The 17,148-nt window shown below is 50.8% G+C and carries 14 protein-coding genes; 5 read left to right on the forward strand and 9 right to left on the reverse strand.

From position 1 onward, the window contains the following. Position 1 precedes the first annotated feature (1 nt). From cyoD to GGC63_RS04255, 4 genes are all read left to right on the forward strand, one after another. Complete coding sequence (gene cyoD, locus GGC63_RS04240) at positions 2-328, forward strand: cytochrome o ubiquinol oxidase subunit IV (RefSeq protein ID WP_079908298.1); 327 nt, start codon at positions 2-4, stop codon at positions 326-328. Between the two features lie 160 nt (positions 329-488). Next, on the forward strand, positions 489-1,529 hold the full coding sequence (locus GGC63_RS04245) for a copper amine oxidase N-terminal domain-containing protein (protein ID WP_192701206.1): 1,041 nt from the start codon (positions 489-491) through the stop codon (positions 1,527-1,529). Positions 1,530-1,813: 284 nt separating this feature from the next. Further along, complete coding sequence (gene yhbH / locus GGC63_RS04250) at positions 1,814-2,971, forward strand: sporulation protein YhbH (RefSeq protein WP_079908296.1); 1,158 nt, start codon at positions 1,814-1,816, stop codon at positions 2,969-2,971. Further along, entirely contained in the window at positions 2,968-4,392 is a 1,425-nt protein-coding gene (locus tag GGC63_RS04255) for a SpoVR family protein (RefSeq protein WP_192701207.1), read from the forward strand. Before yhbH ends, GGC63_RS04255 begins: the two co-directional genes overlap by 4 nt. 130 nt (positions 4,393-4,522) lie before the next feature. On the opposite strand, the gene GGC63_RS04260 is transcribed toward GGC63_RS04255, so the two are convergent. The 4 genes from GGC63_RS04260 to GGC63_RS04275 all read right to left on the reverse strand — a co-directional run bounded on the left by GGC63_RS04260 (position 4,523) and on the right by GGC63_RS04275 (position 9,503). After that, positions 4,523-5,242: an NAD-dependent deacylase gene (locus GGC63_RS04260; protein ID WP_192701208.1), complete on the reverse strand. Its 720-nt coding sequence runs from the start codon at positions 5,240-5,242 to the stop codon at positions 4,523-4,525. A 112-nt stretch (positions 5,243-5,354) separates the two neighbouring features. Further along, entirely contained in the window at positions 5,355-6,287 is a 933-nt protein-coding gene (locus tag GGC63_RS04265) for a manganese-dependent inorganic pyrophosphatase (protein ID WP_192701209.1), read from the reverse strand. A gap of 229 nt (positions 6,288-6,516) precedes the next feature. Continuing rightward, positions 6,517-8,064: a pectinesterase family protein gene (locus GGC63_RS35065; RefSeq protein WP_318780976.1), complete on the reverse strand. Its 1,548-nt coding sequence runs from the start codon at positions 8,062-8,064 to the stop codon at positions 6,517-6,519. Between the two features lie 17 nt (positions 8,065-8,081). Further along, complete coding sequence (locus GGC63_RS04275; RefSeq protein ID WP_192701210.1) at positions 8,082-9,503, reverse strand: polysaccharide lyase family 1 protein; 1,422 nt, start codon at positions 9,501-9,503, stop codon at positions 8,082-8,084. A 377-nt stretch (positions 9,504-9,880) separates the two neighbouring features. Between GGC63_RS04275 and glsA the strand changes: the two genes are divergently transcribed. Beyond that, positions 9,881-10,819, forward strand: a complete 939-nt coding sequence (gene glsA, locus GGC63_RS04280) for a glutaminase A (protein WP_192701211.1) — start codon at positions 9,881-9,883, stop codon at positions 10,817-10,819. 141 nt (positions 10,820-10,960) lie between these two features. On the opposite strand, the gene GGC63_RS04285 is transcribed toward glsA, so the two are convergent. From GGC63_RS04285 to GGC63_RS04305, 5 genes are all read right to left on the reverse strand, one after another. Continuing rightward, the gene (locus GGC63_RS04285) at positions 10,961-11,569 is read right to left on the reverse strand and encodes a TIGR00730 family Rossman fold protein (protein ID WP_192701428.1); all 609 of its coding nucleotides are present in this window, start codon (positions 11,567-11,569) and stop codon (positions 10,961-10,963) included. Positions 11,570-11,829: 260 nt separating this feature from the next. Next, the gene (locus GGC63_RS04290) at positions 11,830-13,170 is read right to left on the reverse strand and encodes a jacalin-like lectin (RefSeq protein WP_225947894.1); all 1,341 of its coding nucleotides are present in this window, start codon (positions 13,168-13,170) and stop codon (positions 11,830-11,832) included. Between the two features lie 235 nt (positions 13,171-13,405). Beyond that, positions 13,406-15,076, reverse strand: coding sequence for an extracellular solute-binding protein (locus tag GGC63_RS04295; protein WP_079908228.1), 1,671 nt, complete (start codon positions 15,074-15,076; stop codon positions 13,406-13,408). A gap of 82 nt (positions 15,077-15,158) precedes the next feature. Beyond that, on the reverse strand, positions 15,159-16,031 hold the full coding sequence (locus tag GGC63_RS04300; protein WP_079908227.1) for a carbohydrate ABC transporter permease: 873 nt from the start codon (positions 16,029-16,031) through the stop codon (positions 15,159-15,161). Between the two features lie 21 nt (positions 16,032-16,052). Then, a complete protein-coding gene (locus tag GGC63_RS04305; RefSeq protein ID WP_079908226.1) occupies positions 16,053-17,018 on the reverse strand; it encodes an ABC transporter permease subunit in 966 nt (321 codons plus the stop codon). Between the last annotated feature and the right edge of the window lie 130 nt (positions 17,019-17,148).

A 17,148-nucleotide genomic window follows, 5' to 3' on the forward strand; every position in this document is an offset into this window, starting at 1 on the left:
GATGAGTCAACATAATTCACACGGCGCACATTCCGAATCTCACGGATCGTTGAAGTCTTATGTCATTGGCTTCATCCTGTCGATCGTGCTGACCATCATCCCGCTCGTCGTCATCCTGAACCACATGTTCAGTGAAGGCGCAAGAATCGTCATCATCCTGATTATGGCGATCCTGCAGTTCGCTGTTCAGCTCGTATTCTTCATGCATCTGAAAGAAGGAGAAAACGCGCGCTGGAACATGATGGCGCTGGCTCTCGGGCTTGTCATCCTGTTGACGATTGTAGCAGGCTCCATCTGGATTATGACCTACAACCAAGTAGCACATTAATCCTGTTTGAATGAAGTTGAATGAAAGAGGCTATCCTTTGAATGATCGAGGGGTAGCCTTTTTCTTTGCATTTCGTGCAACAATTGGGAGCCCTTCCCCGTCTATGGTATTGTAATTGATTTTGTTACATTCGAAGCTCAGACAAAAGGAGAACCAGACTATGAACAATGTAATGAAAAAAGGAATCGCTCTTATGGCCCTTTCCATGGCACTTGGCGGAGGAGCCGCTTATGCAGCGCCGAATATGATGCCTCTGGCAGAGGAACCGCAAGCCGTATCCGCAACCCTTGCGGCAGAGCAGATTCAAGTTACCGTTAACGGCAAAGCCGCTTCCCTTACCGGGTATCAAGCATCCGGAGCCCAAGAAGCTATGCTGCCGCTGCGCGCCATTGCCGAATCCCTTGGCTTCACCTTGACCTGGAAGCAGGAGGACTCTTCTGTAGACTTAAGCAAAGGTCCGCAATGGACTAACGTCAAAGTAGGCGACGACCGCTACAGCGTCAATAAAATGCTTAAAACGCTCGGGACCGCACCTGAATTGAAGGATAACACGATGTACGTTCCGGCTTCCTTTTTCCAAGAGATTCTGCACGCATCCGTCACTAAAGACGGTAACTCCGTTGCCGTATCTGCAGCAGAACAGAAAAAAACCGTACTGACTCAGGGCGTCATTACCGCTATTCGTGACGTAGACGGCCACAAAGCCGTTCAAATTAACGGAATCGGAACGGAAGGCACCGTACTGACATTATCGGATGAAACTACATACCAGAAGGCGGACGGCACTCCGCTGACCTTCGCCGATCTGACACTCGGTCAAAAGGTCGAGGCCGAGCATTCTCTGGTGGCTACCTTGAGCCTGCCGCCGCAAACGCCGACTTATAAAATTACGGTACTGGACGGAGCCGACAAAAAAGGCATCCTGGGCACCGCCGGCAATATTGAAGAAGTCCGTACGAGCGATAGCGGAGCAACCAGCCTGCTGATTAAAGGTACCGGCTTGAACGAGCAATCCCAGAAGGAGATTGTGCTGCAAGTGACGGATCAAACAACTGTCGTCAATCTGAAAGGCGAAGCTGTAGATAAGAGCACTCTGGCAAAAGGCACTCGAGTTATCGCCTTCTACGATGCGATGATGACCAAGAGCCTGCCTCCTATCGGCAAAGCATGGAAAATCGTCGTTCAGCCTGCCGCTGAATAATTGAACCAAAGGTACCCAACCAATAGAAGTCTTCTTGATCTCCACGATAAGCTGGAGCATCAGGAAGACTTTTTTCGGCTCCTGGGGTGTCTACCCATTAGTTCCTTTCGGGACCTTTTTGCCCTCTAATAAACGGGTTACGGTACAAAAAAAGGCCCTTGTCCCCCTCACATATCCCCCTCCCACTTGAATATATTTAGTAACAAGCACTTTTTTCCCTTATTGTCCTGTCAACCGTCCGCTTCATTATGCATGAAACCAACCCATTTCAGGAGGTGTCCGACATGACAGAACCATTATTTACCGTTTCCCGAGAGGATTGGTCTCTGCACCGCAAAGGGTATCAGGACCAAACCCGGCATCAGCAAAAAGTACGCGAAGCGATTAAGCAGAACCTGCCTGACCTTGTTACGGATGAGAGCATTATTATGTCTGACGGCAAGCACATTATCAAAGTACCGATTCGCAGCTTGGACGAATACCGGTTTCGATACAACTACAACAAAAGCAAGCACGTCGGCCAGGGCGACGGAGAAAGCCAGGTCGGCGATGTGCTCGGCGTAGACCCTACCCCTTCTCAAGGTCCGGGCAAAGGAGAAGGCGCCGGCGACCAGCCGGGAGACGATTATTACGACGCCGAGGTACAGCTCGAGGAGCTGCAAACGATGCTCTTCGAGGAGCTGGAGCTGCCAAACTTGCAGCAGAAGGAAAAAGACAACGTAATGACCAAGGACATTATTTTCAACGATATCCGCAAAAAAGGAATCATGTCCAACATCGACAAGAAACGGACGATTCTCGAAAATCTCCGCCGCAACGCAGGAGCAGGCATTCCCGGCATTCATGGCATCAGTCCGGATGACCTCCGCTTCAAAACATGGGATGAAATCACCGTGCCCCAATCCAATGCGCTTATCATTGCGATGATGGACACTTCAGGCTCCATGGGCTCGTTTGAAAAATATATCGCACGAAGCTTCTTCTTCTGGATGACCCGGTTTTTGCGCACCAAATACGAGCATGTCGAGATTGTGTTCATCGCGCACCATACCGAAGCGAGGGAGGTTACGGAGGAGGAATTTTTCACCAAAGGCGAGAGCGGCGGTACGATCTGTTCCTCGGCTTATCAGCTGGCGGTAGACTTAATCGATCGGCGGTACTCCCCGGCCCGTTATAACATCTATCCGTTCCATTTCTCCGACGGAGATAATCTGACCTCGGACAACGAGCGGTGCGTCAAGCTGATTCATGAGCTGGTGAAGCGATCGAACCTGTTCGGATATGGCGAAGTCAATCAATACAACCGCAGCAGCACCCTGATGTCCGCTTACCGCAATATTCATGATCCGAAATTCGTGCATTATGTCATAAGGGAAAAAGGTGAAGTCTATAAAGCGCTGCGAACCTTTTTTCCTAAATCCGAAGGGAGGGCTGCACGATGAATGCCGACGATATCAAGCAGCTGGAATACGCCATTGCCGAAATTTCCGAAATCGCGACCGGCTTCGGTCTGGACTATTACCCGATGCGCTATGAGATATGCCCTGCTGACATTATCTATACCTTCGGAGCTTACGGGATGCCTACCCGCTTCAGCCATTGGAGCTTTGGAAAAACGTTTCATAAGATGAAAATGCAGTACGATTTCGGCTTAAGCAAAATATATGAGCTTGTCATCAACTCCGACCCCTGCTACACCTTCCTGCTCGACGGCAACTCCCTGATCCAGAACAAGCTCATTGTCGCACACGTGCTGGCACACTGCGACTTTTTCAAAAATAACGCCCGTTTCTCCAAGACGAACCGCAACATGGTCGAGAGCATGTCCGCTACGGCGGAGCGTGTCCGGCAGTATGAAATCTTGTACGGCACCGACGAGGTGGAGCAATTCATCGACGCTGTGCTGGCCATCCAGGAGCATGTCGATCCTTCCATCTCCAAGCCGTACGATGCAACCCGCAGAAACCTGGAGCGAAAGCCAAAGAAAAAAGAAGTGCCTGCCGAACGTAAGCTCGGCTACGAGGACCTGTGGGACCTGGACAACGTATCCTCAAAGCCTGCGCTTAAGGAAGAAACGCCGAAATTCCCGGCCAAGCCCGAAAAGGACATTATGCTGTTTATCGAGGAGCATGCGCCTTACCTTACGGATTGGCAGCGAGACATCATGACAATGCTGCGCGACGAAATGCTGTATTTCTGGCCGCAGCTGGAGACGAAGATCATGAACGAAGGCTGGGCTTCGTACTGGCATCAACGGATTCTCCGCGAGCTGGATCTGACCGAGGATGAGACGATCGAATTCGCCAAGCTGAACTCCTCCGTCGTCGTTCCGTCCCGGCACAGCTTGAACCCTTACTATCTGGGGTTAAAAATTTTCGAGGATATCGAGAAGCGCTGGGACAATCCGACAGAGGAAGAACAGGAGCGGTACGGACGTCAGAAAGGCCAGGGACGCCGCAAAATATTCGACGTCCGCGAATACGACTCCGACCTGTCCTTCATCCGCAACTACCTGACCAAGCAGCTCGTTGACGATATGGACCTGTACATTTTCGAGAAGAAAGGCCCCGAATGGAAGATTACCGACAAAACCTGGGCCCATATTCGCGATCAGCTCGTCTATTCCCGCGTCAATGGCGGCTTCCCTTACATCGTCGTCGAAAACGGCGATTACGAGAAGAACGGGGAGCTGTACCTGAAGCACTCCTACGAAGGCGTTGAGCTGGATCTGAAATATGTGGAGCGTACGCTCCCTTATATTCAGAAGCTGTGGGGCAAGACCGTTCACCTGGAAACGGTCGTGGAGTCGAAGCCTGTGCTGTTCACCTATGACGGGAAGAAGCATAACAGGAAGTTTTTGTAAGAAGGAAAACCGGCCGAGAAACGTCTCGCCGGTTTTGTTGTGTTTATTCCAGAGTAAACAGTTTGTTTAAGGATAGCTGCAAGTCTTTAAATATATGGGAACAGACCGTATCCTGCTCCATATACGCCTTCTATCCCCTTATCTCCTCATCCGCCTTTAGCAATGTCTCACCTATAGAGCGATGAATGACCAAATCTGCATAAGAATCCAAAGGAGTCGGGTCAAAATTCACAATGACCAGTTTCGCTCCTTGAGCTTTTGCCTTTCTAGGAAGCTGGTTGGCTGGGCTTACCTGTAATGAGGAGCCCAACACAATAAACAGCTCAACTCCATCTATGAGGCTCTCTGCTAGCCGAAGCGAAGCATCTGGAAGCATTTCTCCAAAGAGCACGACATTAGGTCTGATAAACCCTCCACAGCTGCATGTCGTCATCGTGACAGGTGGACCGTACATTCGGGATTCATACTGCTTATCGCAGCTCATGCAGCGCATGCTCCCCAGATCTCCGTGCAGCTTGGCTATCCGCTTTGTGCCCGCTTGTTCATGATAATTTTCCACATTCTGAGTAATGATGCCGCGGATATGTCCTTGCTGCTCCCAGCTTGCTAGAATATGGTGTCCTTCATTGGGCTGATGTGAGTTCATCTCTTGAATACGCCATTGGTAAAAACGGACAAACTCCGCCCGGTTCGAATGGATAGCTTCAATGTCTGCGAGCTCGATTGGATTCCGGTTATTCCACATCCCCCGATCCGCTGAGCGAAAATCCTGCAGTCCGCTTTCGGTGGACATCCCGGCACCCGAGAAAATGACCGTGGCGTTCGATTCCAATAGCAGCTTGGCTAGCATAGCTCTCACCTCTATATCTCAGATATTAATAATTCCTCAAAAAAAGCTCCCCTTACAGGAGCAAGGCTGATGAAGCCATTTCCTGTTGGGGAGCTATTTATCCGAAGCTCAATTATTGCTTGTTGAAAATGTCGGTCAATACCGGCACGATTTGCGATTTGCGGGATACAACGCCTTTCAACACCGCTTTGTTGCCGGACAATGTTACGTTGTAAGCCTGCTCTACCGCGCTGGCTTTGCTGCCCAATGCTACGCCGATGGAGTCGTTGTTCAAGATGTCGGTAACGACGAACAGGAACAGATCCAGCCCTTTGTCGGCGATGATTTGGGCAAGAGCCGCTTCCAGCTCCGCTTGGCGGGACAGAACGTCGTTCACGTCCACAGCGTTCACTTGAGCGATTTCTACTTTGCTGCCGCCCATTTGGAACTCTTTGGAGTCCAGGGAGATCAGTTGAGCGATGGTTTTGTCGCTCAGGTCTGCGCCGGCCTTCAGCATAGCCAAGCCGTATGTTTCAAGCTCCACGCCTGCAATTTCAGCCAATTCACGAGCCGCCGCTACGTCTTGAGCTGTGCAAGTCGGGGATTTCAAAAGAAGGGTATCGGAAATGATGGCGGAAAGCATCAAGCCTGCGATTTCTTTTTGAACCGGTACATTGTTTTCCTTGAACAATTTATTCAAAATCGTTGTTGTGCAGCCTACAGGCTCGGCACGATAGTACAACGGATTGCTGGTTTCGAAGTTGGCGATACGGTGATGGTCGATAACCTCAGTAACACGGACTTTCTCGATGTCGCTTACGCTTTGTTGGCGCTCGTTGTGGTCGACCAAAATAACGTCCTTCACTTCGTTAGCCACAGCTTCAACCAAGCGCGGCGCGCTTACTTTAAAATAATCCAAAACAAATTGAGTTTCGCTGCTGATATTGCCAAGGCGAACAGGCTCTACGTTAGCGCCTAATTTCGTCTTCAAATCAGCATACGCAATAGCCGAGCAAATCGAGTCCGTATCAGGATTTTTGTGACCGAAAATCAATGTTTTCTCCATTATTTTACTCCTTAATCGTATTTTTTGCTTAGAAAAGTATATCATAGAATGATTTCCGTATCTAGATTATAACCCTGATCCTCCTTATTCCCATGACTTTACCGTGAATATTAAAATAACCCGACAAAGAAGTGGAGCCATGGCTTCGAAAGCGGCTCAGGCACTTTGCGGGGAGGCTTAACAAGAAAGCCCTCGATCTGCTATAAAAGCAAGCTCGAAGGCTTTCTTCCTAATACGTCGGATCCCAGCCGTCGCTGCCCGCCAGCACGCTCTGTGCGCTCATCGCACCCGCCTGCGATGAGGTCAGCTGCCCTGCCCAGCTGACTCTGGAGGCTGCGTCTGCTCCGGGTCCCGTAGAGCCGAATTCTTTGTACCTTGCTGTGCTCTGGTTCGCCGCATTCCCCCAATCATCCCAGCCGGCAGGCTTGATATGGGTATCCATCCAGGTGTACAAATAGGTGACCGAGGAATAAGGCCGCCAAGGGCGTCCCAAAGCGACAGTGTCATTCCCCGCCCCGCCGGTCGTCAGGCTGCTGGTAATGAATACGTAGCCGTAAGCCTTGCTTTGGTCCGTGGATGCGGCAGTGACATAGCCGCCGTTCTTGCTCTTCAGCTCGCAGTTCTCGAAGACGGCCGTAGCCGACCCGAAGACAAAATCGACCGTGCCCTCGATGTAGCTGTCCCGGTAATACTGTCTCCCGCTGCCGTTGGCATATAACGTGTCCTGATTGCCGAGGATTCGCACATTGCGGAAGCTGGCCCGGTCCCCTCCCACGTACAGCGCAACCGCCTGCCCTGCGGCCGGTCCCGCCGTGTTCTGGAACGTAATATTTTCCGCCGTAAAATCATTGCCGTAGACGAATACGCTCGAGCTGTTGGTCGTTCCTCCCGCTGAGGAAGCGCTGTCGTTATAGGTGAGAATCGTACCGGCCGCGCTTTCGCCGAGCAGAGTGATATACGGCTTATTGGCCGGGAACGTAAGCTTCTGATTGTAGGTGCCGTTCTTCACATAAATCGTCCTGGGGGTCGTATTATTCACCGGGATCGCATCAATGGCCGCTTGAACGGTCGTGTAGACGCCCGAGCCGCCTGCGGCGTCAACGATCAATGCTCCGGATGGCACGCCGGAAGCGGCCGGTTTCACAACGATATCATCCAAATAATGAGACCCTGCCGAGGAGTTGGGGGTATACGACTCCAATCCGTCAATGACCGAAACGGCGGAATAAAAGGACGCCTGGCTCACCTTCTTGACACCATTCAAATACACGTCTGCTTTATCGGTGGCAGCGTTGGCCACAATCCGGATGCTGTACCAAATGTTCGGCTGGTAGCCGCTTATCAGCGTAGTATAGGTGTTGTCCGCGTTGCGGTAAGCAATGCCGCCGGATATCGTTTCAATGGAGACGGCAGGCGTATTACCGCTTAACAAGCGGATTATCTTCGTATTATTCACCATTGCCGGCTGCATAAATTTCAGCTCCAGCTCCGTCGTTCCCGTCTGTGACGCAAACGTCTTCTTCAAATTGACCAGCCCGGTTGTGCTGGTATCGTTCAGATAGACGCTTTTATTCGATGCGCTGGGCACGTTAACGACCCTAACGGTACCTCCCGCTTCGGATAAAGTATATCCCGAGGGTGCCGCTCCTGCCGCGCCGCCGTTAAAATCATCATCCCACAAAGGGGCAGCAGCATAAGCTTGCCCTGCAGGCAGGGCTGAAGCCAGCGAAACCGCCAGCAGCGCTGCGCCGCAAACCATCTTCCACCATTTCAGCATATGGACCATCCTTTCTGCTATTTGCGGATTTTACCTGCGCCGGCGGTTTTGAGAACATTGGCGGGCACAGTTGACGCGCTGTCTTTGATATAGGAATAGTAGTCTGCCGGATTAAACACGCTTCCTCTCGTATCGTTGGCCCCGGTGCAGTTATCCTTGATGTTGTCGCTCGTAAATACAATATCTCCCAGGGTAGCCAGATCGATCTGCGTGACATCCTCCGAATCCTTGAAATAGTTGCCTTCGACCAAAACATCCGCATCATTATGGCTTGTAATACCATAGTCCCCAATGTTCAGATAATAATTGTTGAACACATGGACATCGGCTCTATTGACCCTTGGGTTCCTCTGATTCGTTCCGTTGAAAAAATTATGGTGAATCGTAACGCGAGGCCGGTTCGCATAACCGTCCGTCCCTATGCCAATCGTTTTGTTATGGTTGGATAGCACGGTATTGGACAAGGTGACGTAATCGCCGCCCTTCACAACATCCATCAAGCCATCCTCCATATGCGTCAGCGTGCAGCGGTCAATCCAAACATGATGGGCGCCATTTTGAACGGTAATCGCGTCCCAATCCCCCAGCTTCCCGTCCCAGGATTGGAAGGAGTCCTTGATGGTGAGATTGCGGATGATGACATTTTTTTCGTTGTTCGTTACTTCCAAGCCCCCGTAGACCAGCGCTGCGTTGGTGCCCAAGCCGATGATCGTCTTGTTCGATTTTACTTTCACCTTATAGCCCCAAGGCGACATGGAGATGGTCCCTTGAACGCGAATGGTAAGCGGATCTGCCGAGTTGGCATAAGCCTCCAGCTCCTGCTGATTCGTGGCTGTAACAATCGCTCCTCCCGCTCCGCCTGTCGTGCCGTTTTGCCCGAGAGCGTCGTAGCCTGCCCAGCCGATAGGGCTTAAATCCTTTACGATAACCGTATAGCTGTCCCCTCCGGAGGAATTGCCCAAAGCAACGTTTGTGTTAGCGCTTACATCTTTCTTATAGACACGAAACCTCACGGAATCGCTGTTGACCATGTCATCTCCGGTATCATACCAGCCGGACAGCCAGCTTGGCAGCGTTTTTCTTGAGTCCCATGCCACATAAATTTGGGCTTTTACCAGCACTTGAAAAGACAGCAGTGTAGAACCCGTGTAATTCTTGGAGCTCGCTGCGGCTTGAAACCACTGCCATCCGTAATATGGATCCGGCAGCGTAGTGATGGTCGTCGCACGGTCTCCATATTGTTTATCCCCCGGTTGAAGGCTGTATTGCAGTGACCAGGCTGCGGCATTCGCGCTGTCGTTTATGTTAATGTTCTGAACAACCCCAGCCTGCGTAACCGCCGCCTGCGCTTTTGGAATGGGTGTCCACACAAGCAGCACCGTGCATAACGCAACCCACAGCTTCAAAAATGAACTCCATGATCCCTTTTTCATTCTCATAACCTTTACTTTACCTCCTTCAGGTTTCATAATGATCTAGCCTTTACATAGCATAAGGATTCGTTGCAGAGTCACCTCCTATTGGCTTCCGGATGGAATTGCCGTCTCCGGCCAGCATAATGCATAGAGGAGAACGGAATCACACCGATTATCACCCTTGTAAGCGTAAACATCTATAGTCCGTATATAACCTCTTCCTTTCCGGCTCCCATTTTTATGAAAATACCTCCGAGCTAACCTGACTCTGTGCTTCAGTTAACTTTTTCCAGAAATGTATGGCAATAAAGTTTTTCAAAATTCCCTGTTGCATCACAAAGGGATGAAAGACGCCCATGTCGAAAAAGATAAAAAAAAGGAATCGAGTGGAGGATAAATGTATGGATTCCGAATGGAGCCGACTTAGCACAGAGCTTCCCGGCTGGGTGGAAGCAAGCCGCAAGCAATCATCTCAGGGGAAAGTGGCCTCTTACATTCCGGAGCTGGCCCATGCTCCTTGGGATGCACTCGGAGTGACCATCCTGGACGGTTCTTCCGGAAGGGTCAACGCCGGGAACCATGAGCTGCTTTTCACATTACAGAGCATTTCCAAAGTATTTACACTGCTGCTTGCCTTAATGGATAAAGGAGAGGACGGCGTATTCGCCAAGGTGGGTATGGAGCCTACCGGGGACAACTTTAACTCCATGCTGAAGCTGGAGCTTGTCGATCCGGGCATTCCGTTTAATCCCCTGATCAATGCTGGAGCCATCACGGTCTCCTCGCTTATTGACGGAGATACACCGGCTCAGAAGACCGAGCGCATCCTGTCGTTCTTCCGGGAGCTTGCCGGCGATAGCTCGTTAACCTATAACGACGCCGTATTTCGTTCGGAGACGGCTACCGCTCACCGCAATCGCTCGCTGGCTTATTTTCTTAAAGCCAATGGTGTGCTGGATGCCGATGTAGAGGAAGTGTTGGAGGTCTATTTCAAGCATTGCTCCATCGAAGTGAACTGCTTGCATCTGGCGAGAATGGCGTTGGTGCTGGCTTATGACGGCACCGATCCGCAAACCGGCCGTCAGCTTATCCCCCGCCGTTATGTGCAGATCGCCAAATCGTTCATGATAACCTGCGGGATGTATAATGAATCCGGCGCCTTCGCCATTCGTGTCGGGCTTCCGGCCAAGAGCGGCGTCTCCGGGGGTGTGCTTGCCCTCGTTCCGGGCCAATACGGTATCGGTGTTGTAGGTCCTGCGCTGAATGCAAAGGGGAACAGTACCGCTGGTGTGCATTTGCTGGAGACACTATCGGCTGCTTTTGACTGGAGTATTTTTTAAACGTAATGTCAGGGCTTATCCGCAAGAGGAGATGGGCCCTCTTTTTACACCAACTGGAAGCCCGCTCCAGATAATCTTAAGTTAGCGGTAATAACTAAAAGGACCCTCTCGCCAACCGGCGGGTTATGGGTCCTTTGGTGTTTATAGCTCTCTATCCACGGCACAACATTCGGATGTTAATTCCACCCATTTCTGTCCCTGCTTCACAGGAACATAATGAAGAAGACGCTCCACCAAGAGCTCAGGATCGGACTCAACCACGAGCAGTCCGAGATTTTCCTCGCGCATAAAGCCCTCTCTTATGGTATGCTCCAGCATGGCGATGAGAGGATCATAGAAGCCTCTTACATTCAATAGCCCAATCGGCTTCTGATGAATTCCGATTTGCGACCAGCATGCGGCTTCGAACAGCTCCTCATAAGTTCCGAGGCCTCCCGGCATGCTGATGAACGCATCGGATAAGTCAGCCATCAGCTTCTTCCGCTCGTGCATGGAACCTACTTCGTGGAACTCGGTCAAGCCGGTGTGGGCGATTTCCCCGCGAAAGAGGCCTGTTGGCATAACGCCAATCGCTTTTCTTCCCATGGAAAGCACTTTATCCGCAACACGGCCCATCAGCCCGACGCTCGCTCCGCCGTAGACCAGGTCGATGCCGCGGGCGGCCAGCACCTCTCCCAAGCGCAGTGCAGCAGCCTCGTAATCGGTATGGTTCCCGGGATTAGAACCGGAGAAAACGCAAATACGTTGAATATTGTTCATAGTAACCCCCTGCTCATTTCCAATACAAAGATCATGATCGATAATTGACAATCGTTCAATTCCTATAATTATAGCAAATTATGGAGGTCAGGGCATCCGCGTTTTATTGGCTTAACGCATAAATAAACCTCCAAATGGCTTGGAGGTTTATCCTATCCTTATTACGCGATTGGAAATAGTGATTTACAACGATTGTCCAACCGGGCTTCTGTTAACGGATGCACCGCTTATTTAGCACCTTGGCCCCTTCATTATGGCGCAAGCTGCTTATAAATGACTCCTATTCGATCCAGCTCCGCCTCTGCCTTGCCGAAGAAGCCGGCAATATACGAACCGTCCGGAGCCTTGAAGGTTGCAGCTGAAGACGTCTTGGTGCCTCCGGACAGAACATTCCCCTTGTTCGTCTTGAATTCCAGGTAAAAGATTCGGTCATCGCCGTTCCGCTGTCCCTTATGCGCCGTAATCTCCTTTATATACTCGTCATTAGCCAGCTGCAATGCCTGATATCCGTTCGTGCTCGCACCACCTGCCGTCAACACCGTACCATTGCCGAACGTTAACCGGAAGCCGTCCACACGGTTCCCTGAGCTGAGCTCTACCTTGGTTATTTTGGATTGGGCAGGAAGATGATCCAATTGATTGAAGAAATTACCCCCTGATCCTCCGAAAGGGCTGCTCACGGACACATTGGAAGCTTTCGTGTACTGGAAGACAGCGGAGACGGGATAATGATCTGAGAGCTGGTTGCCGCTGCTGTCCGTAAATTTAGTATCCTCCAGCTTATAGGAGGTCGCCTGCAATTGAACGATGCTGCTTCCGCGATACAATATTTTATCGACGACTTCGTAGTTCGGTCCGTTAAGCTGGCTCGAATCCATAAGCGCATCCCCGTCGGGAGGAATGCTGCCGTTACGCACCAGCTCGATCCAGGCATCCTTCAGATGGTTCTCATCCAGCAGCTCCTCCATCACATCCCCGCTGCGGGTATACCGGCAGTTCGTATCCCCCATAACAATGACGGCATTCCCGTCCGAGTACGTTTTGATGTAATCCTTGAGCTGGCGGATATTATCCCGGCGTGCATCCATCGAACCGTTGTCTGTCCCTGCATCGGCATGAAGTGTGTACACATCTATATTGACTCCCGGCTCCAGCTGATGTCTTGCCACATCGAAGCCCTTGGGCGTCAATTGATCGCTTCCGTTATCGAAGATGCCGTAGGACTTGTTCCATTTGGTTCGGATAAAATCGGTAAAAGGATACCTGGACATTCGGTTGAGCCCGCTTCCTATTCCGGCTGGTCCGCTCGTGGTAGAAGTATACGGAAGGGTCACGTATTTGATGAGATCATTATGGTAGTTGAAATCCTCCTGGACTACGACGATATCGTAGTCGTTAAGCAAAGGGCTGATTTTTTGCGTATTAGCGGCCGGACTTCCGCTTGATACCACATCGGGCAGCCCGGCCACATTTAGGGACAGCACCGAAAACGACTTAGGGGCAGCAGCTTCCGCCGAGGCAGCACCCCCGAATAAAGAACCGATAGACAGCATCATTACGAGAGCGCAGCAGCCTTTCTTCAACCTGTTCATCCATCACAACTTCCTTTCCTGAGATTGGAATGTACCGCTTGCTTTGCTTCAATCAACCATGATCAAATTACCGGACAAGCTTGCTTCCTTCAGCATATTCGCAGGTTCAGGATCACCTCCTCCAGAGGCTGTTTCATACCTATGGGGTATGAATGGAATTATGCTCAAACAGGAAAGAGGAGCTTACTACATATGGCAATAAGCTCCTCTTGATGCATCTTTACTATGGCATGATTTACTTAAACTGGTCCTTCTGCTGCTTGACGATATCCCAGACGTCCTTGGCCAGGAACGCTTTATCCTTGTTCTCCGAATACCATTTGTTCATATAATCCTCGAGCTGCTTGCCGCCCGCTTTATCCCACGCCGATTGCGCATCCTTGATGGCCTGCTCCGGCGAATACTTGCTTCCGCTGATGATCGCCTTTACATAAATATCCGTCATGTCCTTCAACAGGCTCGTATGAATCACATTGAGATCATTCGGGAACGGAGGCATATGTTCGCCGATTGTAATCCCCGGATATTGTCTTGACGGGTCCAGATATGTTTTTTGAGCTTCCTTATACAGCTCAAGTCCCGCCTTCTGCTCCGGCACATCCGGGTTGAACTGGTTCACCACGAAGCTGCATTTGTCCGTCGCCCGGGTCAGGAACATTTCATAGTCGCCGGCATAGCCGACCTCATTTTTGGATTTGGCCGGGTCGATAATTTGCGGACAACCGTTCGCGCCTTTTTTCCAATGAACATTCTCGTCTCCGAACGTAATCTTGATGCCGGTTTCCGGCTTCATCATAAAGTCGAGATAGCGCATTACCGCTTCAGGGTCCTTTGCCTTGGCATTGACAACCGTCGTCATTTGGACCGGATTATCGATCGCCCCGGTGAATTGGCCGAACTGCGACTTCGGATAAGGCAGAGGCGCAACTTCCGCTCCAGGGGCATTTTTCTTCAGCGTAGCCAGATCATTGATCGCAAAGTCAAACCAGCTTACGCTGGAATTAATATAGATACCGATCTTGCCGTTCAGGAAGTCCTGCTTCGCCTTTGCTCCGTCCTTATCGTTGATGTAGTCCTTGTCGATGATGCCGTCATCGTAGAGACGCTTTTTGAAGGAAAGTGAAGCCAGCTCATTTTCCCATAAACGAACGACCTTCCCGTCCTTGATCCCCCAAGAAATCTGGCTCTTGGACATGGAATCGCCGAACATTTCATTAAGAGCCGTCTCCGAGTAGGTGCTGATGTTCATGCCGTAGGTATCCTTCTTGCCATTGCCGTCCGGGTCCTGATCGGCGAACGCCTTGGCCACGGTCATCATCTCTTCGGCTGTCGTCGGCATAGGCAGGTTCAGCTTTTTCAACCAGTCGGTACGGATGAAGAACACATGCAGTGGTGAAGCCTCCTTCAGCTTGCCGATTTCGTAAAGCTTGCCGTCCGGCTTGGTACCGGCTTTTTTCAGTTGAGGGAACTGAGTCAGGAGCTTCTGGTATTCCGGCATGAATTTCAAGTAATCATCCAGCGGAAGAAGCTGCTTTTGTTCATACACTCCGTGACGGAATGGCGTATTATATTCGTTAATAACATCGGGTGCCGAGCCGGAAGCGAACAGCACGTTCAGCTTCTTCGTGGACTCGCTGCGCAGCACCGGTACGTACTTGACATTGACAGGCCCGTTCTGGTTAATCCATTTGGTCCAGCGGTTTTCCTCGTACGAGCCCTCCGATGCCGGAACGGCTCCCCGGTCATACATCGTAACGGTGATATCCCCCCGTTTGGCAGGCGCCTTGTCGTCGGTTTTGCCGGACGCTGCAGGCGTCTCCTTCTTGTCGGTACATCCGGCGAGAGCGGCTCCCATAGCCAATACAGCCGCCAAGCTCATCCCTACCCATAGTTTCTTTTGGTTCATGACCCTTTCTCCTCCTTGAATTTGTTAGAGAGCCTTGGTAAGAAGCATGCGGAAACTTTGCAGTACAGCCTTTCTTTTGCGGTTAACCCTTGACCGACCCCAGCATAACGCCTTTGACAAAATACTTTTGCAGGAACGGATACACCAGCAGCATGGGAACCACCATGACGACGACCCCTACCGATTTGATCATTTCGTTCATCACCAGCTGCTGTTCGACGATATCCGTGGAAGCGGCCGCCAAAACATCGTTTTTTTGCAGCATGGCCTGGACAATGACCGTTAAATTTTGCATGTCGCTTTTGTTGATATACATCAGCACGTTCATGAACGCGTTCCAGTAGCTGACACCGTAAAACAGAGCCAGCGTAGCCAGCATAGGTAGCGACAGAGGCAAAATGATGCGGACGAGAAGCGTCGTTTCATTACAGCCGTCGATTTGGGCGGCCTCTTCCACTTCGCGGGGAATGTTCTCGAAGTAGCTCCGCATCAGAAGCATGTTATAGGTACTTATCAGTCCGGTAAGCCAGATGGACCAATAAGAATCTATCAGCGAAAGGCTTTTGACAACCAGATAGGTGGGAATCATCCCGCCTGAGAACAGCATCGTGAATACCATCGCAAGGACCATATATTTGCGCCCGTACAAATAAGGCCGTGAGAGCGGATAGGCCGCCAGAACGGTGCAGAGCATGCTCAGGGTGACGCCTCCGATCGTAATCCATAAGCTGTTCAGGAACGCCTTGACAGCCGGAGTAGCAATGAAGAAAAATTTATAAGCGGTGAGCTGAAAACCGACCGGCCACAAAAAGACATGTCCGGATTCGACAGCCCCCCTTTCACTGAACGAGACCGCGATAATATGGAGGAACGGCAGCAAGCAGGTTAAGGCAATGGCCGCCAGAGCCATATAATTGAGGGCGTAGAAGCATTTTTCACCGGTTGTCGCTTTCATGCGATCCCTCCTTCCTTTCAATTAGAACAGCGCTTGATCGAATTTGCGGGCAATCCAGTTGGCCAGAAGCACCAAGGTGAAGCTGACGACCGATTCGAACAGTCCCATGGCGGTGGTCAAGCTGAACTGGGCCTGTTGTAGCCCGATTTTATATATGTAGGTGCTGATGACCTCGGATACACCGGCTACGGCCGAATTTTGCAGGTTGTAGACCTGATCGAAGCCGACCTCCATCACCCTCCCCATAGCCAGAATAAGCAGCAGAACGATCGTATGGCGAATGCCGGGAAGCGTGATATGCCAGATCTGTCTCCATTTAGTGGCCCCATCCATGCAGGCTGATTCATACAGCGAGGGGTCGATAGTGGTAAGCGCCGCCAAATAAATGATGGTGCTGAAGCCCATCTCCTTCCATACGCCCGAACCGACAAAGATCGAGATCCAGGAGAACGAGTCATACAGGAAGGTTTTCGGTTCCATATCGAACAGCTTAAGGATTTTATTGACCGAACCATAGTCGGTAGCGAACAACGTCAGGACAATCCCCGACACGATAACCCAGGAGAAAAAGTGAGGCAAGTAGACGATGGTCTGGACCCATTTCTTAAACCACATTTGTCTGACTTCATTCAGCAAAATCGCGAGGGCAATGGGGATAGGAAAGCCGAACACCAGATTTAAAAAGCTGAGCCAAAAGGTATTCCATATGATTTGAACCGTATTGGCGGAGGAAAACAACAGCTTGAAATGCTTAAGGCCGACCCAGGGGCTGTGCAGAATGCCGTCGGCAAAGTTATAGTTTTTGAAGGCGATCATAAGTCCGCCCATCGGGATGTATTTGAAGATGATATAAAAGGCGATGACAGGGATCAGCATGATCCAAAGCGGGATATTCTGCTTCAGCCTTCTTCTTCGCTGCAGGAGGGGAGATCTGCGCGCTTCGCTTGTCGCGACGGAGCCGGGAGCGCCTCCGGTATTTGCTCTCATGACCGCATCACTCCTCATTTCTTTGGTTAGCTCATTTCTATACATTCATTATAAAAGGCTTTCAGCCGGCAACCCTTAAAAAATGTTAGACGAATCTATAATTTCATTGGATCGTTGTTATGTTTCTGTA

It is taken from the genome of Paenibacillus sp. OAS669 (genome assembly GCF_014873645.1).
Taxonomy (GTDB): Bacteria; Bacillota; Bacilli; order Paenibacillales; family NBRC-103111; genus Paenibacillus_S; species Paenibacillus_S vulneris.